This is a genomic window from Georhizobium sp. MAB10, assembly GCF_045012825.1.
Lineage (GTDB): Bacteria > Pseudomonadota > Alphaproteobacteria > Rhizobiales > Rhizobiaceae > Georhizobium > Georhizobium profundi.
The window spans coordinates 356,634-381,827 of record NZ_CP118314.1; the positions used below are offsets into that span (position 1 = coordinate 356,634).

A 25,194-nucleotide genomic window follows, 5' to 3' on the forward strand; every position below is an offset into this window, starting at 1 on the left:
TTGCCAGAAAATAATCATCGCGGTCATTGGCGCTCATGGCCTCAAGATAAGTCTTGCCCGCAGAAGTGATTACCGCCAGCCGCAATTGCAATTTGGTTAAAGGGACATACGACTTGTCGTAGTAACATTATGCTGGCAGCCATAAATGGCTGTGTCAGATTGCGTCGCTCAAATTGCACAGTGACACCCAGCTAAAGACGACCAACCCGACTCGGCATGGACCTTAATCCGAATTCCGGAGGGTCTTCGAGCCGCTTACAGCGTGCCGGACGTCTGTCGACCGACAAGATCTGTCAATCTATCCGGCCGCGCAACTCGGCACTCTGGATGTTCTGTGCGATCTCAAGAATGGCTGCGTTTAAAATCCTGTCTTTTGTTATAAGTCCGATAGCTATCGCGACGCCGAGACCGGCTGTCGTCAACACAATGGCGAGCCCATAGACACGCCGACAGCCGGCTCGGCCCCCATTCAACGCAAGCACTTACTCCGTCCAATCTGCTGTCCATGCACATTGTAGGATGATTGCCCGACTTGAGCATGACGAGAACGGGTAGAAGGGTGCGTTGCTCCCGGAAAGCGAAGTGCTTGGTGAATTGTGGATTAATGAACCAGTCACTTGCTCCGCCGCGCGAGCCGGATGCTGTGTGGATGACGCCGCAAAAATTTTCGACAGCTCTGGCACTGGTTACTGCCGCGCTTTCCAAGGGATTCTGCACTCGCCATTCGATATTGCTTACGTTAACGAAGTATGTCGACCCATGCGGTGGACCAGGCCGCGATCGCACCATGGCAATGATGGCTCAGTGATCACGGCCGTCAGCCGCTCCAGCGTCCAACAAGCGCACTTGGGAAATGATTTCCTGCCGACGCCTTTGGGGCCGTCTCTGGACGGTCCGGTTCTGGGCGACGACGCCCGAATAGCTGCCATTGAAATGCACGCGGATCTTAATGACAGCTTTCGACTCCATGCCGGCCATTCGCAGCATTACCACAAAATCCCATAACCGGCCATTCGTCGCGCAGGTCTCAGGTCAGCTGTGCGCCCCATTTCGGTCGTAGAGGTAAACCCACAACGTCGCCTAAAGCTGACGTTCGGGCGTCTTCTAAAGATAGGGGCAATGCGAACGATGACGATCAGGTTCGTGTGCCTCGCATGGACGAAATGATAGCGTGTCTGCCCTCTACATGCCGACGCATCAACTCACCGGCGGCACTCGCGTGCATCTCGGGATTGCGATAGCGTCATCTCGTTCAATGACGGCGAAATCTTGGTTGATCCCTGCCTCAGCGCTGTCTCTCGGAGTGCCACCCTGTTGGCGTCGCACAGAAGAGCACCGTGCTAGCGGGGGAACCGTTCGAACAGCGTGCTCATCCAGTCGCCAACCGTCTCGGCAAGCACCGGTATACCGCGTGTCACCACGTCGTCGCGGATCTCCGCTACGAGCAGCACGGCCAATGTCGCCGCTGAGAACAGTCCGACCAAGGACCGCCGCTTCAGATGCGAAATGCGCCGCTGATCGGCCTGCCGATCCTTCAACTCTGAACTGAGACGTTCCACGATCCGGTCTGCCATGCCGACTGAGGCGTAGGCTTCAGTAAATTCCACAGAGCCTGCAATCGCGGTCAGCTTGTCATTCATGGCGCTCAGCTGGCGCGTCGCGCTCTCCAATGTCTCCGAGCGCTCGATGGCGCGGACGGCTTCTGCGAGCCGGTCGATCTGCAACTGAAGATCATCTGTCGAGGTCGCAGGCTCGCTCGCCGCCCGCACGTTGCGTGCCGCCTGAAGGCGGTCGCGGCCCAGCCGAACCACCCGCTTTCCAACCGCCTGTGCGTCGGGCTCGGATCGTCCCGAGGCGGATTGCCCGCTCTCCAGCGCGACCGCCTTGGCGGAGACTTCGTCAAAACGGATGAGGTCGCTCGTTCCAAAACTCTCGACCTGACTGTTCTTCTCGACCACTTCGACGCCCCCGCGTTCTTTGGCTGCAGTATTGGTGCTGACCGTCATTCCTCACGCATCGCGTGATGCAACTGATCGCTGACGGGCTTGACCAGATAGGACAGAATGGTTCGGCGGGTTGTCTCGAAGAAGACCTCCACCGGCATGCCCGGACGCAGCTTGTCCGCGCCCACCTTGGCGAGTTCTTCCTCGGAAATCCGCAAGCGAGCCGTATAGAAGGACTGCCCGGACTGCTCGTCCATGGTGAGATCAGGCGCGACATCGATGACGCCGGCCGAAAGCTCGGGCGTCACGCGCTGGCTGAGACCGGTCAGACGGATGCGCGCGACCTGCCCCGCCGTTACCTGATCCACATCGCCGGGAGACAGCTTTGCCTCGACAATCAGGTCATCTTCCATTGGAATGACGCTGACCAGCGTTTCGCCCGCCTGGATGATTCCACCGATCGTGCTCACATTGAGCTGATGCAGGAAGCCTGTCAGTGGCGCGCGCACGTCAAGCCGGCGCAGACGGTCGATCGCCGTGATCCGCTCTTCCTGCAACCGAGCAATTTCGCCACGCTTTTCATCCAGTTCGGTAAGGATTGCCTGATCGAATTCCTCGTCGACCTGCACGCGTTCCAGTTCCGTTGCAGTGCGCGCCTGCTGGATCTCGACGATTTCAGAGGTCAGCGCCGCGTGGCTGCCCGTGAGGGAAGCCCTTTCGCGACGGATGGTGATCATCTGGGAGTCGACCACGAGGCCGCGCTCGTGCAGATGCGTGAAGTCGGAGATCTGCTCGTCCAGTAGCGCAATGTTCTCGACAACAGCCTGCTGCTGTGATTCCAGCGCGGCGATCTGCTCGCCGAACTGGTTGATCTGCTCGGCGAGTTGCGCCTTGCGACCTTCACGTGTCAGACGGCGTGCGCTCATCAGCTCGCGCTGGCCATCCATCAACAGCCCAGCACGCTCGGTCGAAGAAGACAGCAATGGCTCGGGAAACACGATGCTGTCGCTGCGCGCCTGCTCGGCAAGAAGCCGGGCTTCCTGCGCCAGCAACTGCTCCAGCTGACTGTCGACGATGCCGAGGCTGGCCCGCGCCATGGTGTCGTCAAGCCGGAAGAGTACCTGGCCCGCCTCCACCCGATCGCCTTCGTCCACATCGATTGCACCGATGATACCGCCATCGGGGTGCTGCACGTGCTTCGTGCGCCCCTCGACGATGATCTGCCCCGAGCCGATGACCGCGCCGTTGATTTCGGCATAGGCGGCCACGCCACCGAAGCCTGCCACCAAGGCAGCGCACACCAGCAGGGACGTCGACAGCTGTTTGGTGATCGAGCCTCGGATGGCCCGGTCGAGATCGTCAGACCGCATGGCTGAATGCCTTCTGGTTGGCTGCCGGACGGTCGAGAACCGCAAGGCCGGAAAGAACGTCATCGCGATCGCCGAAAGCGACCTGCTGGCCGTTCTGGATCATCAATACCTTGTTGACCGCCGACAGCGCGCTGGTCCGATGCGCGATGACGACGACGATGCCACCGCGCGCACGCACTTCACTGATCGCGGCCGTCAGCGCCTGCTCGCCTTCAATGTCGAGATTGGAGTTCGGCTCGTCGAGCACAATCATGAATGGATTTCCGTATAGCGCCCGAGCGAGGCCGAGGCGCTGGCGCTGGCCGGCCGACAGCCGGGCTCCACCTTCGCCAACGACACAGCCATAGCCGTCCGGAAGATTGGCGATCAGCCGGTGAACACCCGCAAGTTTGGCCGCCTGAACGATCGCCAGCATGTCCGGCTTCTTTTCGAAGCGGCAGATGTTGTCGGCGACCGTTCCGTCGAAGAGTTCGACGTCCTGCGGAAGATACCCGATGATCTTGCTGCGCTCGTCCTCGCTCCACTGATCGAGTGTCGAACCATCGAGGCGAACCGCGCCACGCAGATGAGGCCATACACCCACCAGGGCGCGCGCCAGGCTCGTCTTGCCTGAGCCTGACGGCCCGATGACGCCGAGGCCATCGCCTGCCTTCAGTTGCAGCGCGACGCCTTGGAGCAAAACGACGGGCTCACCCGGAGCGCTCGTCGCCAATTCCATGATCGTCACGTCCTGCGTCGGGAGCGGCAGGCCACCGGAAGCCGTCTGCCGATCCGTGTCCTGAAGCGCCTGATCGAGGCGGGTCGTCGCCTGGCGAGAAGCCACGAAGGACGGCCAGTGCGAAACTGCTTGTTCGATGGGCGCAAGTGCACGGGCCATGATGATGGAAGAGGCGATCATGACGCCGGGCGTGATTTCCTGCAGGATCGCCAGATAGGCACCGAGTCCGAGCATTGCCGACTGGAGCACCAAGCGCAGCAGCTTGATGACCGACGAAAAGAAATTGCTGCGATCGGCAGCGGCCTGCTGGGCGGCCACATGTGGCGCCATTAGCTCCGAAAAGCGTTCCGACAGACGTCCGAGCATGCCCATCGCACTGACCACTTCGGCGTTACGCCGTGCGCTGTCCATGACCTTGGATTGAGCGCCGCTCCGGCTGCCGAGTTCGCGCGTGGGTTCACGCGACATAAGCTCATTCGCCACCACCAGACCGAAGATGAGCAGGCCGCCCACGAGCGACAGAACACCCAGCCAGAAATGGAACAGGAAAATGATCATGAAGTAGAAGGGCATGAACGGCAGATCGAAGATCGCAGCTGGTCCCGGTGAAGCCAGGAACCGGCGCACGGCATCAAGATCCCGGCCGGGATGGACACCCGCCGCCTTGTGCCCCCCGACAATTGGCATGCGAATGTTGGCGCGCAGCACGGGATCGGACAGCCGGGCGTAGACCCGCATGCTGATGCGGGTCAGCGCGCGGGATCGCAGGATGTCCAGGACGCCGCTGAACAAATAAAGGCCGAGCGCGATGCCCGAAAGCACGATGAGCGTCGGCACGCTGCCGCTTGCCAGCACGCGGTCATAGACCTGCAGCATGAAAAGGGGCCCGGTCAGCATCAGCAGGTTGATCACCGCGCTGACGATGAAGATTCCCAGGAACGCCGACCGACAGGTACGGATCGCGCTGGCGACAGAGACTTCAGATTTACGCTTGAACATAATCCCGCCCCGAAAGCATTAACTCAACATTAAGCACGTTAATCGGCAGTTCGACACGACAAAGCTTGATCAGGGTTAATGGCGACCAAGCCAAGACTGTCATGAGTTCCGGTGGCTTTCTGAAAGCCACCGGAGTTTCGCGTCAGTTCATGAGATCGTAGCCGAAGGACGACCAGAGATTGCTCGGAGCGGCATCATCGTCGCTTAACGATTGCCAAGCATCCGGACCATCCGGGATCGAAATCTCCGGCTCATCGAAGACGAACGGAGACATCGCCGCAGCTGCAAAGATGCCGGCGCCTGCAGAGGCTGGTGTCGCAGCCGGCTCCAGCGAGAAGGACGACATGTCCTGCGAGCCGCCGTTGAAGGTCAGCCGGACGACAGTGGTTCCGGCATCCAGCGTCACTGCAGCCGAGTCGGTATCCTGGAAGTTCGTCCAGGTACCGGTACGTGGCGTTCCCACCGTAACGGTATCGACAGCCGATCCGTTGGTGAAGGTTGCCGTCACCGAGCGGTTAGGACCGCCGGCCTCTCCGAGCGACATGGAGAGGTTGAACAGGTAGGTCCCCGCCTCCGCCACGTTGATCGTGTACTCCAGCCACTCGCCTCCGCCGATCCAGCCGATATCGCCGCCCGATGTGACTTCGACGGTGCTGCCGGCACGACCGCCGTTGGTTCCGCCTTGCAGACCCGCGGCGTCGTTGTAGGCGATGCCTTGGCCACCATTGTCGTAGGCAATGCCCTCGATCGTCAGGCCATCGCTGTCCAACACGGGTGCCGTGCCACCAAACGGCGTCTGAAGGTTATTGGCCTCCAGCGTGAACGACCGCAGATCGAGCACGTAGCCGTTCGAGGCCAAAGGTCCGTTGAAGGTCAGGCGCAGTGTCTGCGGCCCGGCTGCCAATGCCAGGTCGATCTCACTGCTCTGCATGAATGGCGCGCTGGCGAAGTTGCTGCCGCCGGCATGGCCGTCAGCGAGCGTCACCGTACCGAGTTGCGCTCCACCTGCGAGAGAAACGGAGACCGTCGCCCCCGTCACCGGGGTCTTGGCGTTGACCGAAAAGCTGTAGAGCCCGCCAGCAGGAACGTTGATCGTGTACTCGACCCATTCACCGGGCAGCACATGCCCGATGTCGTTCTGGGCGCCGACGAATTCGACGTCGCGGCCGGGGCGAACCCCATTGGCCGTGTTGTCGAGGCCCGGATTGTCGTTGTAGGCGACGCCCTGCCCGCCATTGTCGAAGTTCGTCGCATCGACGGTCAGAATGCCTTGAGCATTGAAGCTCGGAGCAGGGCCACCGAATGGTGTCTGAGCTACGACCGGCGTCACTGGCGTCAGCGCGAAGGACCGGAAATCCTGGCTGCCGCCGGTGAAGGAGACGCGGGCGATCTGCGTGCCCGCCTCGAGATCGATGCCATCCACCGAGCGATTGACGAAACTGTTGAAGCTGCCGGTGCTCGGATTGGCGATCGTTCCAGTCGTTGCGTAGGGGCTTGTCTCACCTGGACGATAGAAGCTGACCGTTGCTGCACGACCCGCACCACCCCCATTGGAGAGCAGCATATCGAGATCGTACTCGCCGGCTGCTGCAACGTTGATGGTGTACTCCAGCCACTCGCCGTTATCGATCCAGCCGATATCACCTCCCCCGGTCACTTCGACCGAGCTGCCTGTGCGTCCACCATTCGTGCCACCTTGGAGACCCGGCGTGTCGTTGTAGGCAATACCCTGGCCGCCATTGTCGTAGTCGTCGGCATCAATGATGACGCCGTCAGCATCGACGAGGAATGGTGTGCCGAGGAACGGCGTCTGGTTGGACCCCGGCTGAACGAGCTGATGGATGGTCACCGCGTTTAGCGCAGCATTGTCGATGTCGGCCGAGAGATCGATGACGATCTCGCCATTGGTGACAGTGACGATCGTTTCGATGGCGATCGGCTCGTCACCGCCGGCTTCCGCGAACGGATCGAGGTTTGTGACGACCTGCTGACCATTGACCGAGATATCGAACTGCCGCTGTCCCGGCGCGTTCCAATAGGTCTCCTGCGTGTAGAGCGTCACGACGTAGGTACCGTTCGGAACGTCGATCGACGCTGTCCAGTCGGACCCGTCCTCGTAGGTTGCGAACGCGGAACCCGGGGTTGCCCCGGCGCCATTCGGGTTCGATGGAGCATCGACGCCTGGTCCGGAATTCACCGCACCCGTCAACGATACCCGCGGATCGGTCTGGGCAATCAGAGCCAGGCCGAGAACGGGATCGTTGGCGATCGCGCCGCCCCCGAAATTGACGCCGAGTACATAGGCGCCCTTGCTGCCCGGATCGACGGGATCGATCGGATCGATGTCCGGATCGAAGAAGTCGACCGTGCCATCATCGTCCGCATCATTCTCAAGCGCATCGTTGACATCGTTGTTGTTTGCATCGTTCGCGGCGGTCAGCTGGTGTGGCTGAACGTTTTTGATGATGAACATGTGGTCGTTGTAGTCGTAGTTCCCGGCGCCCGGATAATCCTGGATGCCGATATACGTCCCCTCGATCACATTTCCTGCCGCATCAATCGCCTGGAAGAAGCGAAGCAAGTGACCCTGGTTGTCGCCGACCAGCTGGCCGAAATCGGGGTCGATCTTGTTGGCTTCCGGATCCGTCCAGGACGAATAGGTCGGACGGCCATCGACCGAGATGTAGAGACCGAACGGGCCATTCTGGTTGATGGTGCCGCGCGCAACATTCGCCCCAGCACCCGCTCCGGCCTGGAGCTGATCCGGCAGAACCGTCTGGCCCTGCTGATCGTCATTGGCGAAGAGATTGGTCACGTCCGAAGAGCCGATGCCGTGATAGCCGAGACGCGCGACGTTGCCCTGCGTCAAGAATGCAGCGATCTGAATTATCTCGATCGGCTGGGAATTGTTGAGACGCTGCAGGTACGGCATCAAAACTTCGTCGCCGACTGCCTCGACGGCGCCATTAGCCGCGAGTTCGCCCTGTGCCATATCGGTCGAATAGCCGAAGGCTTCAACGATCTGCGCAACAGTCGGCTCAGACCCGTTTTCCGAGAACTCCTGAGCCAGACCTGCGAGCTGGATCACCTTCTGTCCGTTGGCAAAATCGTTGGACACGATCGTCAGCGTCGAGGAGATGAGCTCAGCGCCGGACGAGGTGCCTGCGTGTTCGCCGACGAAGCGGACGGTGACCTGCGCGCTACCGCCCGCCGCGATTGTCGTCGGCACTGCACCGACGATCTCGAAGGCATCGCCATTGCCGATCAGGATGTCCTCGATCGTCAACGGCACGAAGCCGTCGTTGGAGATCGTAAACGTCGCCTCGTTGCGGAAGGTCTGCTGGGCGTTGGCCGGGTTGTCGATATTGGTGAAGACGAGACGATCGTCCGCCGCCGCATCATCAAGGCCTTCGACGACCAGTTCCTGGCCAAAGCCCACCGGCTCGACACCCTCGATGACGAAGAGGTTGTCGTTATAGTCGTAGTTGATGCCGGTGTAGTCCATCACACCGAGGAAGACGTTCGGGATTACGTTGCCGTTAGCGTCGAGCGCCTGGAACACCTTGACCGTGTGACCCTGCTGCGCTCCCGGGACGATGACGCCGCCCGTCGGGTTCAGCCTCGGGTCGGTCGACAGTCCGGCAACGTTGATGCCGAACACTTCGTTGCCAAGCCAGCCATCACTGATGTCGGCATTGCTGAAGGTCCGTGTCGAGAACGTCGTGTCGTTGCCCGAGTTCGGCAGCAGGCGCTGGTTGTCAGTTCCTTCGTGATTCCAGAACGTGGTGCCCTGGCCTTTATTGCCCGGGTTGTGGATGCCCATCGTGGCTCCGCCCGTTCCGTGAAAGGCGGCGATCTGGGTGATTTTCGCCTGGGTGAACCCTTCGGCGATCCGCCAATACGGTGAGAGCACCTCTGTCTCGTCCGTCTTCGCGAAGACGTCGTTCGTGCTCAGCGTCGAGTTCTCGCCCCCGCCTTGCAGACGCAGTCCCTCGATGCGGTTGCCGAAGCCGAAGATCTGCCAGATCTCGTTGACGTTCGGCTCCTGTCCGCCTTCGTCGCGCGCCTGCCAGAAGCCGGCGAGATCGACGGTAGCGACGGGGCTGTCTGCATCGTTGGTGCGAAGCGTCAGTTCACCGAAGAAGGTGGTCGACGTTCCGTCGATGTTGGTGGTCGGCGGTGTGTAGGCTGCTCGGTTGAAGAGCACCGTAACGTCGACGAATGCACCGGGAGCGAGCGTCAGTCCTTCGAAGAGCGCCGGATTGGCCAGAACGAACGGACCGGTGAGCTGGCTTTCGAGGAATTCCAGCGGTTCGGTGCCCGTGTTAGAAATCCGGACCACGCCGGTGTCCTTGAAGTCACGGTCCGCATCGTCCGGGGCCACCGCATCCGGATTCTCCAGATACGAGAAGTGCAGACGATCGTCGAAATAGGCCGGATCGAGGCTCTGGATGCCAATATCGGCGTTGGCGTTGCCAGGTGCCGGCTGGACATCGAGATAGTCGATGCCGTTGGCGCCCGGTGCGTCCGAGATAACGCGCAGCTGATACTGCGTGCCGGCAGTCAGCTCGATGTAGACCGACTGCTCGCCGGCAGTTCCGACGCCCGGGAAGGCCGTTTCATCCAGTTCGACGCTGTTCAGCAGCCAGGTCAGGCCCTGGCCGTTGGTGGCGCTGGCATTGGCGGCCGTATCAAGCTTGTAGACACCGTCCGCCGCCACCGTGAAGTAGAAATCGACGGTGCTGCCATTGACGATGTTGGCCGAACCATCCGTCGTCTCGAGTTCGATGCGGCCGGAACCGACGATCTCGGCATAGTCAGGCTCGAACACCGATAGTGGCTCGGTGCTGACGCGCAGATAATCCACATTCGGACCGACCCCACCGGGAGCGGTGAGCGTAATGGTGTTCGAACCTGCGACCAGATTGACGAGCGTCGATTGCGGCCCCCAAATCGATTCCGCCGCATTGCTGTTGGCGGTGAATGCGAGGGTTTCGACGACCTGGCCGTTGACGGTGAGTGTCATAGGACGGGCTGCTTTGCCGGCACCCAGCGCATAGAGGATGTCGAGGCCATGAACGCCGGCGGCACTTGCCGACACCGTCCAGGTGATCGTTTCCGTGTCGGGACCGACGAAATCAACGAAGTCGCCGGACTGGTCGCGGTCGGTCGTGACGACGGCCGGGTCGCCGGTGAAGGCAGCGTTTTCAGCTTCATAGATGGCATAGGTGATGCCATCGACGATTTCTTCGCCGTCATTTGGACCCGTCGCGCTATCCGGAGCAACCAGAACTTCGAGCTGGTCGATGTTCGGGCCCGTGTTGGCAACCGAGCGCAGCGTCACGGTGTTCTGGCCTGCAGCGAGCGAAACCGGGATCTCAACGAAGGACCAGACGGTCCAGCCATCGGCCGGGGCGACAGCCGTCGGGACGAAGGACTGTACGGTGACGATGGTGCCGTTCACCTCGACCTGAAGCGGACGGTCAGTCGTGGCGCCGTTGGCATAGCGGAAGCGGAGCAGGGCTTCGCCCGCGCTGTCGCTCGGTACATTAAAGGCGAACGTGATGAAGTCGGCGTTGGTGGAACCGAAGTCGGCGTAACCGCCCGGCGTGCCGTCGAGATTGTCGGTGTTGCCATCGTTGCCGAATGCGCTTGGCCGAAGGCCGTTGACATAACCAGTGCCGGTCGCGTTCGGCTCGCGGTTCTGATCAGTCCGGATCTCGATTTGGGCATCTACGTCGTTTGGTGTCGAGACCGAAGTGCCATCGCCGGGCGTCGCATCTTCTGCCTGGATCACGATGAGACTGACGAATTCGGTCGGCGCCTGACCGGGCGTGAAGGTGAGCGTATCGACCGCAGTGTTAGACGCGTCGTCGAGGACCGTCAGCGTGGCGGTGACCGGCGAACCGAAATCGCTGACGTCCGCGGTGAAACGGTTCTGCGCATTCAGCGTAACGGTCTGCGCTTGCCCGCCGTTGAAGCTGACGCGGATGGTCTGGATGTCGTCGTCGAGGCCGTTCACCTGAAAGACCGTAGCTTCCACGTCGCTGCCGTCGAAGAGGACGAGCGCGAGGTCGCCTCCCGCATCGGCTGTGTTGTCGGCGATGATGCCGCCTGGTGCCGGCTCCAGACGCACAATCTGGCTCGACCCATCGCTGCGGTTCAGGGTGAGGAGGTACAGCCGACCGCCAGGACCTTCGATGACGTCCAGCGGATCCGGATGACTGATGACCCTGCCATCGGGATCGCGGATGACGAAGTCATCGATCACGTTGCCGTCGTCGTCCAGGATCATGGCACGCAGGTCGTTGCCGCTCGAGTACTCGGTGAAGATCACCGCATTTTGCAGGCCTGCTCCGAACACGTTGCTCTTGTACTCGATTGCGCCGTTCGGCGAACGATTCTGGCCAAGCGAATAAGCATTGTTGGGATCGTAGTTCGGATCCGGCAGCGTGCCGACCGGGTAGTTTCCGACCTGGTTGGGGTCTGCACCGGAGGTCGGATTGCCGCCGTTCAGGATGAACTCGTCACGCAGCGGATTCGGATGGCCGCTGTAGGAGCCTTCGCTGATGGTGAAGAAGTAGTCGTTCTGCACGCCGACATTGTTGACCGCCTCGTTCTGCGGCGTGTTCGGATTGTTCGGAACGTTGCCGCCTGCCGCCGAGCCGTTGGCCGAGACGTAAAGCTTACCGTTAGAATGCCAGACCAGGTCGTAGCCGTTGCGCTGTCCGGTCGCGAAGATTTTCAGGACCGCGTCGTCCGCATATGGATTGTAAAATTCTTCGATGATGGTCGAGTTGAAGTTCGTGCCCGAACGCACCGAAGCAACGCCGTTCGCATCGAAATGCAGGAAGTTTCCGATGAATTCGCCACTATTGATGGCGATGCCGCCGTTTTTCAGGTTGCCGTCGTCGGTCGGCACGAGTTGGCCGTTGACAACGTTCTCGTAGCCAAAGCGACGATTCAGGCCGTTATCCGGTATCGGCTCGGTGGAGACGTCGAAGCCTCCGGGAGGAGCCTCGCGAGTCGGGTCGATTTCAAGGATCGCGGCGTTGAGAAGCCGTTCCGGGCGGAAGCCCCAGGCAGAGTCCGCCTGGCCCATCGCCGAGTTGGATCCCTGGATGAGATAAAGGAGGAAGTCCGGCTCATTCGGCTGGCCGGCATTCGGGTTGGCCCGGAACTCTAGACTGTTCGTGACATGGTCGCCGTTGGAACGCGGCAGGCCCGTGATGTAAGTCTCTGCGGTGCCGGTGAAGGCGTCGCCCTCGCCGATCGTCACTTTCGAGACGCGGCCCGAGAATTCAGGCACCGCATTGTCACGTCCGTCGAGCGGAACTGGGAAATTGTCCGTGATCCAGATGACGTTGGGGTCGGTTGGGTCGAAGACGAACCCGATGATGCCGCGGGAGCGAGCGCCTTCCTGCAGATAGTCGAGCTCTAGCGTCTGCTCGTTCGAAAGCGAGCCATCCCGCGGATCGATATCCCAACGTTTGATCAGGCCGTTGAGCGTGCCGACGTAGAGATGCTGGCCGTCCGGCGAGATCTCGATCGACGTATACAGCGATGCGTTGTCGGCATAACCATTGAGTTCGATCGTTTCGACGAAGGCAACCTCACGAGCCTCGACTTCCGGCTGCGCCGTGGTCGTGAAGGTGGAGCTAAACTTCAAGAACTCGCGCGTCGGTGCGTCGATATCGGCATTTGAACCGCGATCCTGGAAGCCATCGATCACGAGCGTGTAGCTCGTGAAGGCTTTCAGCCCCCCCGTTGGCGAGATCGTCAGCGAGTCGAAGCCAGCAGTCGTATTGATGCTGAAATTGACCTCCTGGCCGGTCAGAGTTTCATAAAGCTTGATCGAGCCATCCGTGAGGCTTTCCAGAAGCGCGCCACCGCGGTTCGGCGCCACCTCGATGCCGAGAATGATGTCGGACGTCGGATCGACCGTCGTGATCGCGCCGCTCGCTTGATCCAGATCGACGACGATCTGGCCTTCACCGACACCGGCAATCGCACGAGGTCCAACGAAGCGCGCATAATCTTCAGGCGCCTCGCGCTCGTCGTCCGGTGTCAAATCCGGCAGTTCGCGAATCTCCAGATACTGGATTTCGGTGACTTCGCCATCCGGCGCAGCCAGCGTCAGGAAGCCATCCTCGACCTTGACCTGAACCGTCTTCAGTTCGGTCTTGTAGAAATTGGTCGGGACGAAGTTCGAAACGAGTGCGCCTTCGATCTCCAGCTTGTTGTTGCTGTCGTTCGGACCACCGGTATCGCCGACGGCGACCGTGACCTCGTACCAGCCGTTCTCAAGGGCGACTTCGAATGCAACGCGGTTAGCCTCACCGGCCGGGAACGTTCCACGCAGGTCGAAATGCGCGTAGCCTGTGAGACGCGGGTCGTAACTGTCGAAGTTGCGACCGTCGTCGACGTTGGAGCTTTCGCCCTGCCCTGTGCGTTCGTTGATCGCGACGGTCGGATAGAGCGCGGCGTTGATCGGCGTCGCGGTCGTACCGTCGGCGTCGGTCGCCGACGCTTCGGTGACGAAGCCGTAGGAATAGCCGTTGCCGCGATCACCGAAGCCGACGAAGGTCGCAACGAGGTAGCCCGGCGCTTTCGGCGCCGTGCCGTCCTGGAAGTTGATCAGGATCGTCTCGCGTTCGCCTGGCTCGCTCGGAACCTCCGGGTCGACCGGACCGTCGCCATCACGGCTGATCGTGACGTTGTCGATGTTGGGACCATTGGCGATCTCATTGGCCACCGAGATGATATTGACGCCCTCGGAAAGCTCGATGTCGACCGTGATCTCCTGCCAGTTCGACCAGCCCGCGTCGGCGGTGCCGCCAGCAGGGATGGTGGAAGGGAAGTCGATCGTCTGCTCCACACCATTGACCGACAGCGTCATCGGGCGGTCGGTTGCCCCGCCATTGGCGTAACGCACGGTCAGCTGATAGGTGCCGGCACCGGGTGCCGTCAGCGAGAAGCTGGCAGCATCGCCGATATCGTTGCCGGTATCGAGATAACCGGTGCCCTCATAGCCCGGACGCAAGCCGAAAGAGTCGTAGATCTGGCCTGGACCGCTGTTGCCGGCGTTGGCGCCAGCTTCATTCGTGTCTTCGCCAGGAACGCGGGCAACCGTGTCGGCCGGTGTTCCGGCAACCGGCTCGATGTCCGCAATGATGAACGTTTCGGCTTCGATCGTCAGCGAGAACGGTTCGACCGGATCGACGGGAACGGTCCCGTTCAGATACTCAAAGCTGATCTCATCGATGTTGGGGCCGCCGATATTGCCGGCAGGGATTGCCAGGCGGATCTGGTTCGAGCCTTCGACCAACGTCAATTCGACGGTCTGCTCGACCCAGCTGTTCCAAGCGAGGTCGCCGGTTCCAGGCCCACGGGTGAACGGCAGGCTGATCACGTCGCCATTGTTCAGCGTCAGATTGAGAGCGCGCGAGTCCGCAGCGCCATTGCTGTAGCGGAACGTGACGAGATAAGTGCCGGCAGCAGGTGCATCGACGTTGATGGTGATGGCATCGCCGACTTGAGCGCCGAAGTCCATGTAGGCGTTGCCCACGGCACCGGCGCGGAAGTTGCCGAAGTCATCCGGATTGGCCTGTGTGACGACGCGGGTAAGCGCGCCCTGGCCCGTAGCGGTCGTGTCGTTGACCGTCACCCGGGTGAGGTCTTCGGCTTGGATGGTGAACGGATCGACGATGATCGGCGTCGCTTCGTCGGTAATCGTCAGCGTATCGGTCGCCTCGGCCTCGTTTCCAGCCTCGTCGGTTACGACAATGGTGATCTCGGACGTGCCGGCATTGAGACCGGTGCCGTCGAACACGAAGTTGCCATCGACATCGAGAAGCTCCGTGACATCGATACGGGTCGCACCGCCGTCGAGGCTGATTTCGACCTTGACGATATCGTCGTCCAGACCAGCAACCGAAAGCGTGATCGCGCTTGCTTCGGCGATGTCGATCGGAGTCGCCGGAGCGGCAAGAACAAGATTGCCATCTTCATCAGCCGAGACGTCGACCTCGATTGGGCCAGTACCGGCAGGCGTGATTTCGATGCGATCGAGATTCGGCCCTGACCCCGCCCCTGCAGGGATTGCAAAGGTGATGGTGTTGACGCCGGCCTGCAGTGTCACGGTCTGGGTAAGGAAGCTCCAGAAGTTGAAGCCCTGAAGAAGCGGATCGCCCGTCGCGGGTCCCGTATTGGGGAAGACGGCATTGGCAACTGTTCCGTTGACGCCGATGGCAAGTGAGCGCGGCGCGCCGGAGAAGTCCTGCGATGCATAGCGCACGTTGAGATCGTAGGTGCCGGCCTGAGCGACCGTGAACGTGTAGGTGACCGTATCGCCTGCATCGTCACCGAAATCGAGGTAGCCAGTGCCGCTGAAATCCGGGCGCAGGCCGGAGAAGCCGCCAGCTTCCGGATTGCTTGCGTCACGCACGACCGTGACCGTTGCGTTGCCGTTAGTAGCGGCAGCCAGCGCGATCGTGCCGTCTTCTGCCTGAAGAACGATCGGCGTGAAAACGGGTGGCTCACCGACAGTCACCGTGAAGGCAACCGGGGCGGTGTTCAGCGCACCATCGGTCGCAAGGACTTCGAGGGCGTAAGTGCCAGCAACGACTGTACCGGCGATCGTGAGGATGCCTCCTGTGAGTGTGATGCCCGCGGGCAGCGTGCCGCCACCTTGAAGCGCGACCGCGTAGCTCAGCGTTGTTCCAGCATCTGGATCAGTCGCTCCGAGAGCTGCAGCAACGTTGATCGTCTGCGCGGTGCCCTCGACGAGCGTCACGTCTTCAATCGCCGCCCCCGCGCCGAGAACCGGGGCTTCGTTGATGTCGCCGACCGTGATGGTCAATACGCTGGTCGTGGACAGTCCTGCAGCGTCTGTTGCCGTGATCGAAACCGAGACGGTTTCGCTGGCTTCATGATCCAAGCTCACACCCGGTGCGAGGCGCAGCTGCGTTCCATCGATGACAAAGCGCTCGTCGGTGGTCGTGTAGACGATGGCAGCCGAGCTCCCGTCGGGATCAATCGCGGCGAGCGTACCGATGACGGCGCCGGCCGCATTCTCATCGACCGCCGCCGTATCGAGCACGATATTGACCGGGGCAAGCTCCGGCTGCTCGACGCTCGTAAAGGTGAGCTTGTCGATGCGCAGGAACTCGCCGGAGTCCGCAATCCCCGTGATGGTGGCGATGGTGGCCGCATCAATGAAGACGGGAGTGGTGAAGGTGATGGTTTTCAGATTGCCGACCTGGCCGCCGTTTCCACGCGCCTGGTTCGGATTGTCGAAGGTTCCGGCATCGTCGAAGGACAGGCCGCTAGCGAGCACCGTATCGCCGATCGTGAAACTGAAGGTCGCCTCGCCGTCCGTTTCGTCGAAGACCGTGATGGAGACCTCGTACCAGCCTTCCGCCAGACCGTTCTCAGAGAGAACGGTAGAGACGGTGCCGGTCTGATTGGCGTTGGTGCGGATTGCCTGATTGCCCGATGCACCCGGAGCAGCCGCGACATAGAATGCGTCGGCGTCCGCGAGATCGGTGAAGGCTTCTGCTTCCACAACGGTCGTACCGCCGACCGCCGGGCCATCGATCGTCAGCTCAAGCTCAAAGGATGCGCGGGCACCGGACGGATCCGTGGCGACGATCGTGATCGTGCCGTCGCCCGTTGCGGTGGGAGTACCGACGATCACGCCTTCGCTGTTGAGGCTGAGGCCTGCCGGCAGGCCTTCGACAGACAGGACAAGGCTGTCGCCGTCGATATCCGAGAATGCATCCGCGAAGATGGCGAGATCGATACCGTCGAATTCTTCGCCGACCGCACCGAAATAGGGTTCGAAAGCGACGACGTTGACGACGGGTGCATCGTTGACGTTTTCGACAGTCAGCTGGAATTCCGTTGTCGTAACGCCGCCACGGCCATCATCAGCCGTAATCGTAATTGTATAGGGTGTCGCACTCGGCGCAGCCTGGATGATGCCGCTCAGGGTGCCTTGCGCGAATAAGAGGTTTTCGAAGCCGGCAACCGGGTTGCCGTCGGCATCCGTCGCGGTGAAGCTGTATCTCAGTGCATCACCATCCGCATCGACGAATGGCATGTCGATTTCGAGCTGGCTGCGTTCCGGCAGGCTGAGATCGGCGACACCGCCGCCAATGACGGTTGGGGCATCGTTCTGGTCGGGATCGACCGGCCCTTCGATGATCTGCACGTTGCTGAAGGAGACCGAACCGACACCGTTGCTCGCCTGGTCATCGTCGGCGACGAAAACGAGCGACGAGATCGTCTTGCCGGCATGGGTCGACAAGTCGATCGTCACGGTGAACGTCGTGCCCGGCGTGCCGTTATTGCCGTTGCGCAGATCGACGAAGGCCGCCTGGCTTTCCGTTCCGGCGATCTGGAAGACGGACCGATCGCTCGTTTCGAAAGGATTGTCATCGTCATCGAAGCCGATGGCGACAATCTCCGACAGATTGGTACCGAGCGTCACGGTCAATGTGATCTTGGTGCCTTCCGTGATCGTGTAGCTCTCCGGCAGCGGCGCGCGCTTCCAGAGGTTGCCGGCGAGAGTAAGTGTCGCGCCAGCATCGGCAACGGACGCGCCGGCCCCGCGATCCTGGGTGCTGTAAGATGTGAGCGTAGACTGGTCGAAGACCATGCCGATCGGCTCCTGCGGCTCGGCGACGTCCACGATACCGAGCGTGAAGTCACGAGTGGTCGACAGGCCTGAAGGGTCGGTTGCGGTGATGGTCACTGCGATCTGCGGCTCCGCCGCGAAATCGAATGTCGCGCCGTCTGCGACAGCCAGTTGGCCGGCGCTGTTGATGATGAAACGATCGTCATTGACGGTGAAGGTCAGCGCATCGGAGTCCGGATCAACGCCCGCAACGACACCAACGACGGTGCCGGCAACGGCCTCTTCGGAGAGCGACTGCGCACCAGAAAGCGAGATCGCCGACGGTGCTTCGTTCACGTCGCCGACGGTGATGGTGATGTCCTGCGTCGTGGAAGCCGTACCATCGCTGACGGTGACGGTCGCTTCGTAGACACCATCGCCATCAGCGTCGTCAGCGGCTTCGAAGTTCGCACCAGCATTGAGCGAAATGACACCATTGGCGTCGATCGACAGCTTGGAGGCATCAGCACCCGAGAGCTGATACGTCAGCGTATCGCCATCCAGATCGCTCGCGACGATCGTGCCGACGACGGTCATGTTTTCGGCTACGGTAAAGCTGGGTTCGCTGGAAATCGACGGAGCGGAATTATCTTCATCGATCGTTGCCGTTGTTCCAGCACTTGCCGAATTGCCGGCGTCGTCGGTGACTGTCAGTTCGACTTCGACGGAACCCGGATCGAGATCGCCGAGGTCGAGCGTGATCTGGCCGCCGACTGGCGTGACGGCAACAGCCGCCCCGCCATTGACCGAAACGGTGAAGGAAACGATGTCGGAATCCGCACCAGCGATCGCGAAGACGGCGGCCGTGGGGTCGGAGATATCGACGACCGAAAGCGCAAGATCATTGCCCTCGTCGGCAGTCGTGTCCGGCACGACATCGTCGGCCGGGTCGTTGGTCACGGTGACGGTGATGGTCTTTTGCGTCGTCAGCGCGCCGTCCGAGGCGACAATGACGACGGTGTATACGTTGCTGCCACCGACAGGCGCTTCAAAGTCGGGTGCTGCGATGAAGGACAAGGCGCCGGTCTGCGGGTTGATCGTGAACAGCGCATTGTCGTTATCCGAAGGACTGGCAAGCGAATAGCGCACGGCATCGCCGTCGATATCGCCGGCCACGATGGTGCCGACAGCAGTGTTACCTTCGAAGACCGAAAAGGTTTCGGAGGAGACGATCGGCGCGGAGTTGGTAACTGGAAACACGGCCGCGACGCCGGTCTGCGTAATCGCGATGGCATCGAGATTGGGGCCAGTATTTGCTCCGGCCGGGATTGCCAGCGAGAAGCTGTGGGTGCCAGCCGCAAGCGTTACGGTCACCTTCTGAACTGACCAGTTGTTGAAGCCTTCGGTCGACCCGGAAACATTTGTTCCTGTCGCGCCAAAAGGCAAATTGCTCGGCGCATTGTTGTCGATCGAAAAGGCCAGCGGCCGAGCGCTGTTGCTCGCATAGCGAATGTGCAGATCGTAGGTGCCCGCTTCGGCGACAGTGAAGCTGTAAGTGGCCTTGTCGCCCGGCGTGTCACCGAAATCCAGATAACCGCTGCCGGTGAGACCCGGACGGAGACCGGTGGGCAACGCCTCGTTCTGTTCGCGGTTGGAGGGATCGCGAACTGTTGTGACGTTGGTATTGTTTCCGGGATCGAGGATCGTGAGAACGCCGGCTTCCGCCTGAATGAGGATCTGCGTAAACGGCGCCGGCTCCTCTGGCTCTTCTACGATCGGAGCTTCCACAGTGAGCGTGAAGGAGATGGTGTTTGAATCTAGGTCGCCATCGGAGGCGACGATCTGCAGCACGTAGGAACCTGCCGGAACGTTCGGCGCGACAGTGAGAATGCCATTCGCGAGCGACACACCCTCAGGGCCTGAACCTGTCAATTCCAGCGTGGTCACGTCTCCGTCCACATCGCTCACCGATGTAAGGTCGGACAGAGAAATCGTGCCGCCGGTGGCCGGAACGGTCTGCGTCGGGATGGTGCCGGACAGGACCGGCGCATCATTGACTGCAGCGACGGTGACCGCGATCGCAGCTGGTGCGCTTGAAGCGCCCGCCTGATCGGTGACGGTGTAGCTGATGGTGGCCTGGCCATTGAAATTCGGGGCCGGCGTGAAGTCGATGTAGGTGCGGCCGCCTTCCGTTACGACGAAAACGGCACCCTGCGCCGCAGGAACCGAAGCGGCGACTGCAAGCGTATCGCCCGCGTCGACGTCATTGATGGCACCGGTAATGTCGATGCGGCGAACCGCGTCTTCCTGCGCATCCAGCACGGTGACATTGGCGGCAGTCGGCGCCGTGTTGGTCGGCTCCTCGGGTTCTTCGACGACAGGTGCCTGCACCGTTAGCGTGAACAAGATAGGCGCGGAGTCCGCCTGACCGTCCGTGGCATTCACCTGAACGGTGTAGGTGCCCGGGGCGACATTCGCAGCAACGTTGACCGTTTCACCCGAAAGAGTGACGCCGGCTGGCAGATCGCCACCCAGCTCGAAGGTGGGGACCGTACCGTCGACATCGCTTTTGGTGAGGCCCGAGAGCGAAAAGGATCCACCTGTGGCCGGGATCGTCTGCGCGGCGATGGAACCGGACAGCACGGGCGCATCGTTGACCGCCGCGACATTGACACTGATTGTCGCCGGAGCGCTCGCGGCGCCGTCCTGGTCGGCGACGGTATAACTGATGGTCGCCTGGCCATTGAAGTTCAAGGCTGGCGTGAAGTCGATGTAGGTGCGGCCCTCAAGAGTGACAACCGATACGGTACCCTGCGTGGCGGGAACCGAAGCGACTACGGAAAGCGTGTCGCCAGCGTCCGCATCGTCGATGGCATCGGTAATGTCGATACGGCGGACCGTGTCTTCCTGCGCGTCCGAAATGACCAGATCGTCAGCGGTCGGCGCCGTGTTGACGGGCTCGACGGGAACCGTCGGCTGAGTCAGCGCGATGACGATCTTGTCGATATTTGGCCCATTGGTTGTGGTCGAGGTCAACCGCAGGGTCGAGACGCCGGCGGGCAGCGTGACCGTGATGGTTTCGCTGGTCCAGTTTTCCCACCCGCTGGCGGTCACGGGAACATTTGCGTCTTCACCACTACCACCAGGCGTTGGATCGATATCGGAAACGTCGCTTGGAAGCACTGTACGTGCTCCGCCATTGGTAGCGAGGATCGCAAACTGCGCCGTCGCACCGTCCGGCAAACCGGAAAGAATGAGCGGACGCGCGGCCGAGCCACCGTCACCGTTCGTATAGACGAGTGTGATCGTGTACGTTCCCGCCGTCGGTGCATTGACCGAAAATTCAGCGAATGTATTGGCGACCCCCCAATCGAGATAGGATTCGCCTTCTGCGCCAACCCGGAAGTTCTCGTTTGAGCTAACCGTAGGATTTCGTGCGGCCAGGAACTCAGGCGTGATTGCACGGTTGGCACTGGTCGGCGTCGTAATCGTCGTGTTCGGCGCGAGATCCTCGGCTTGGATGACGATGACGTTCGGATCAGCTTGTCGGATATCGAGGTAGTCAATGTTCGGGCCGCTGAAGCCGTTGGCGGTCAAACGGATATCGTTCACGCCGGCATTGAGGTAAACGCGGGTGGATGCTTCTCGATAGGCTTCATTGCTGTCGGTGGACGGCATGTCGAAAATGCGGTCCCACAGCTCGTTGTTCACATCGAGCCGCATGGAGCGGTTTACGCCGACGGCGTTGAAGGCATAGCCCACGTCTATGTCATACCAGCCGGCGGTCCCGACCGTGAACGACCATTCAATGAACTGGCCGGAACCAGCGCTAGTGTTACCCGGGATACCAGCAAAATCGACATAGGCATCGCCGCTGGCGGCATCGGCATTGGAGATGTCGCTTGGCGACGTCGCAGTCGTGGTCGAGACTGCAGTTGGATTGCCCAACGTGCTGGTCGGGATGGCATTGCCGACAAACGCATTTTCAGCCTCGAGCCGAAGCGTCGTTCCCGGAGCAAGCGTCCCGAGGCTGACGTCCGGTTCCGCGGCCAGGGCAGCCGTCACGAAGCCCTCGTCGCTGACGAAGGCGCTCATCATCGGCATGTCGACCGGATCGGAAAAGCTTTCGACGTCCGTGTAGACCGGCGCGTCCAGTGACGCTGGATCGGTGCCACCGGCCCCGTTGCCGGAAGCCGTCCCTCGCTGCAGCGGCGAACCGGAACCGACGGATCCGCCATCGCCCTGAGGCCCCAGATAGTCGCCGTAGCCGCTATCCAGCGGCGGCAGATGACCGTCGAGCTGGGCGACATCGTCCTCGTTGAGCGGAATACCCGCGTCGCTGTCGAGCGCCGGCAGGTTCGCGAGAGGAAGAAGTTCGTCGAAGTCGCTCGGCGTGTTCGCTGCACCATCCTCGACCTTGGTGGCGAGAGCGAGAGCGGCGATGCCCGCGAGGTTCAACGCATTGATCAAGCCAAGCCCGTCGCCGATCTGGGTGCCGGCCGCAGGCGTGCCGTCACTGGCCGCAATGGCAACGATGCGGGGGCCGGAACTGTTGAGCGAAGCGACGCTGATCGTATGGGTGCCGGAATCGAGCGCGATCCGCACCAGAACAGTTCCAAGAGCTTGCCAACCGCCCGTGCTCGGGAACGTGATGACGTGAGGATTTCCACCGTCGATCGAGAAAGTCGCTTCCCGATCCTCGGAGAAGCCGTTGGCGTACTGAACGACCAACTCGCTGCATCCACCCGTGGGAACATCGAGAACATAGTGTTCGCTGCCGCCCTGCGATGAATTTTGACTGTTGCCGAACGGCGAATTCAAATCAGCGGCAAATGTTGTCCCGTCAACGACGTCGTTCGAGCTGAGCTCGAAACCGAATTCCTTATCCATCATTCCCCCTTTGAGAGACGGCGCTGATGCACGTCCCTCATGCCCGAACACACGAGTGTTAACTTGGCCTTAAGGATTTCATGGGCTGGAACGGCGGGATATAGAAGAAAGGTCGCTCTACGAGGACCAAATGACCTACCCGAGCCGTATAGGTCTACGCGAATCGCTTAGTAGCGCCCGCCCTTGTAAACATAACGCTCCGGATCAACCTACATTCGGCACATATATAAGCACAGCCTTGTGCTTCTCGCGGAAGTTAATTTTAAAGAGTAAGCCATTCGGCACAAACGCCAACTGAAGAGGATGCGCTGTGCAGAATTGCACATTATCAACGGCTTGAATTCGCGCCGGTGGAGGCAGATAATCTGAGGCATTGATTCTGAGGCATGCATCGATCAATGGCTAAGGTGCTTGCACCTCAGCACCGATATGGCGGCAAACGGCGGGTGATTTCGTTTCCGCTTGAAGAGTGAGACTATCGTTTGGCGGGCAGCTTCCCCGCAGCGCTTTGACGTTGTGGCGTACGCTGGCGAATGGCGCGCAGTGCCGCTTGCGTCCTGTTCTGAACGCCAAGTTTTTTCATGATTGACCGAACGTGAACGCGAACCGTGCTGTCGCTGATATCCAGGCGTCGGGCGATCGCCTTGTTTCCGGCCCCCTCCGCGATCAGATTGAGCACGCTGTCCTCGCGTTCCGTTAAAGGTGCCTCATCAAGCGCGACATTTTCGAATTCGTCAGCGTCGATCACCGCGAAGACCGCCGATGGCACCATCGATAACCCGCGGCGAACCAGTTTTGCTGCCAGAGCGATCTCTTCCACAGTGAAATCGGCGGGAAGCAGTCCACCAACGCGCCCGACCACGGATGCATAGTCTTCACAGAACTGATCGGATCTCATCAGGATGATGGTGCGCTCCAGATCGACCGTCTCCGGCCGTGCCTCTAGCAACTGAATAACGGCATCAGGCGAGACTGCATCGATGATCACGATGCTGTCGCGAAGATCTTCCCCGTCTGGGATCGAACGGAAACCAAACTGCCGCCGCGTGCCATTGAAAGAAGCGGCAACTGCGCGATCGATCACAGTCGATAATAAAGCACTGTCCGTGATGATGGCGATGTTGGACATACTCAACTCGATACAATCCCCAGTGGCACGAGTTCAGTATCACGACATGTGAGCCTAGTCCGTCTTAAATATCTATTAACCTTAACTGCGAAGGCGGTGATGCTCTTTATATTCATGATACGTGAAGTTGAACCATAAGGTTCCAGCATCATTCGAATAAAATGCGTTGTTGTTAATTGCGTCCCACTTCAGCGCACAATGCGTTTGATTGGATTGTGCTCGGAAGGATTGCCTCGGCGGAAGCCATCGTCGGCGCGCAGGGACTGGACCTCGCTGCGAGCCGCCAGTGCTTTGGCTTGGTGCCGCTCGTACCCTTAACGAACGAAGCATTAAGTCATCATGAAAAATCAGCTCTACCGATTCCACCCAGAAACTATCGTGCGGGTCGAGCCCACGCCGGGTCTGGAACTCTATCGGCATTTGGTATAATGATCGGCACGAACACCGTGTACACTAACGTGTACTCCGCGGTGTATCTCTTCAACCGGGATCTTCCATTACGAGGGCCTGGAAAAGGTGGCTTTTGACGAGTTTGGGGGAGAGTCCCTCTCTCTCCGCCACTCCTGCCTCTCTCTCCACCACCGTGATCTTCCCGTTCAGCGAACTCGCCGAAGGCTCTCGGGCTGTGGGAACTGTCGCAGCAATTGCCTTCAAACCTGGCGCTCCATCCCTATTGCCCTGCGGATGGCTATCTGCACCGCAGACGGTGGCTGCGACGGGTCGAACTCGGCCTTCGGCAGGAGCGGAGGCTGGGCCATAAAGCGGGGCTTTGACCCTCGATGCGGCTGGGCGGAGTGGACGAGGAATGGGTGGCAGAGATAGACCGTTCCGGCCTCGCCGGTGGCCAGCACTTCTTCGCAGTCGGACGTCGACGCAAAGCCATCGGCGGCCAGTTCGCCAAGCGTGAGGCCACCGGCTCCGGCCGGGAGCAACTGCCTGGCGATCGCGCGGTGCGAGCCTTTCCTGATTTTGGTGGGCGCATCCGATTCCCCGACATCGGAGAAGAGGAACAGCATGAGCAGGGCGCGACCGCTGCTTTTCACATTGACCCGCCACTGCATGAAATCCGGGTTTTCGGTGCTGAAACTCGCATCGACATGCCAACCCGCGTCTCCTGGATCGTTTGCCGACGGGAAGCGCACGGGGAAAGTGCCAAGACCTTCGGGCTTCAGCCAGCGGCCCTCGCCCACGAGCGCATCGTAGGCGGCATGCAGGAGCGGCGTGTTGGCAGCATCGACGAACGGCGCGCCGGTCATAAAGCGCAAGCGTACGACAGGCTGTGTCCATGCCTCCGGCGCGTCAGGGGAAAGCCCCATCGCGTTCCAGAGCTGGTCTCGCCCCTTCGAGGCAAGGGCGCCATCGAAGGCACCGTCGAGCTTGATGTAACCATCTTCAATGAATTGCGCGATCTGAGCCCGGCTCAGACTGGAATGAGACGCTTGCGACATTCGATCCTTTTCCAAACAGCCTTCGCGCGGGACAGGCCGGACATGACTTTAAGAGGCATCTGGATGCCCGACGACTGT

Annotated in this window: 6 protein-coding genes; all 6 read right to left on the reverse strand. The window is 60.7% G+C overall.

The annotated features are described in order from the left end of the window. Window positions 1-1,340: 1,340 nt before the first annotated feature. Window positions 1,341-2,006 carry a hypothetical protein gene (locus PU133_RS01690; RefSeq protein WP_404863245.1) on the reverse strand — a complete coding sequence of 222 codons (666 nt, stop codon included), beginning with the start codon at window positions 2,004-2,006 and terminating at the stop codon, window positions 1,341-1,343. Beyond that, window positions 2,003-3,313, reverse strand: coding sequence for an HlyD family type I secretion periplasmic adaptor subunit (locus PU133_RS01695; protein ID WP_404863246.1), 1,311 nt, complete (start codon window positions 3,311-3,313; stop codon window positions 2,003-2,005). The genes PU133_RS01690 and PU133_RS01695 overlap by 4 nt, the downstream gene beginning before the upstream one ends. Beyond that, a complete protein-coding gene (locus PU133_RS01700) occupies window positions 3,303-5,030 on the reverse strand; it encodes a type I secretion system permease/ATPase (protein WP_404863247.1) in 1,728 nt (575 codons plus the stop codon). The genes PU133_RS01695 and PU133_RS01700 overlap by 11 nt, the downstream gene beginning before the upstream one ends. 142 nt (window positions 5,031-5,172) lie before the next feature. Further along, window positions 5,173-22,380, reverse strand: a complete 17,208-nt coding sequence (locus tag PU133_RS01705) for a carbohydrate-binding protein (RefSeq protein WP_404863248.1) — start codon at window positions 22,378-22,380, stop codon at window positions 5,173-5,175. A gap of 634 nt (window positions 22,381-23,014) precedes the next feature. Then, the gene (locus tag PU133_RS01710; RefSeq protein ID WP_404863249.1) at window positions 23,015-23,668 is read right to left on the reverse strand and encodes a LuxR C-terminal-related transcriptional regulator; all 654 of its coding nucleotides are present in this window, start codon (window positions 23,666-23,668) and stop codon (window positions 23,015-23,017) included. A gap of 650 nt (window positions 23,669-24,318) precedes the next feature. Then, window positions 24,319-25,116 carry a phytanoyl-CoA dioxygenase family protein gene (locus tag PU133_RS01715; protein ID WP_404863250.1) on the reverse strand — a complete coding sequence of 266 codons (798 nt, stop codon included), beginning with the start codon at window positions 25,114-25,116 and terminating at the stop codon, window positions 24,319-24,321. Between the last annotated feature and the right edge of the window lie 78 nt (window positions 25,117-25,194).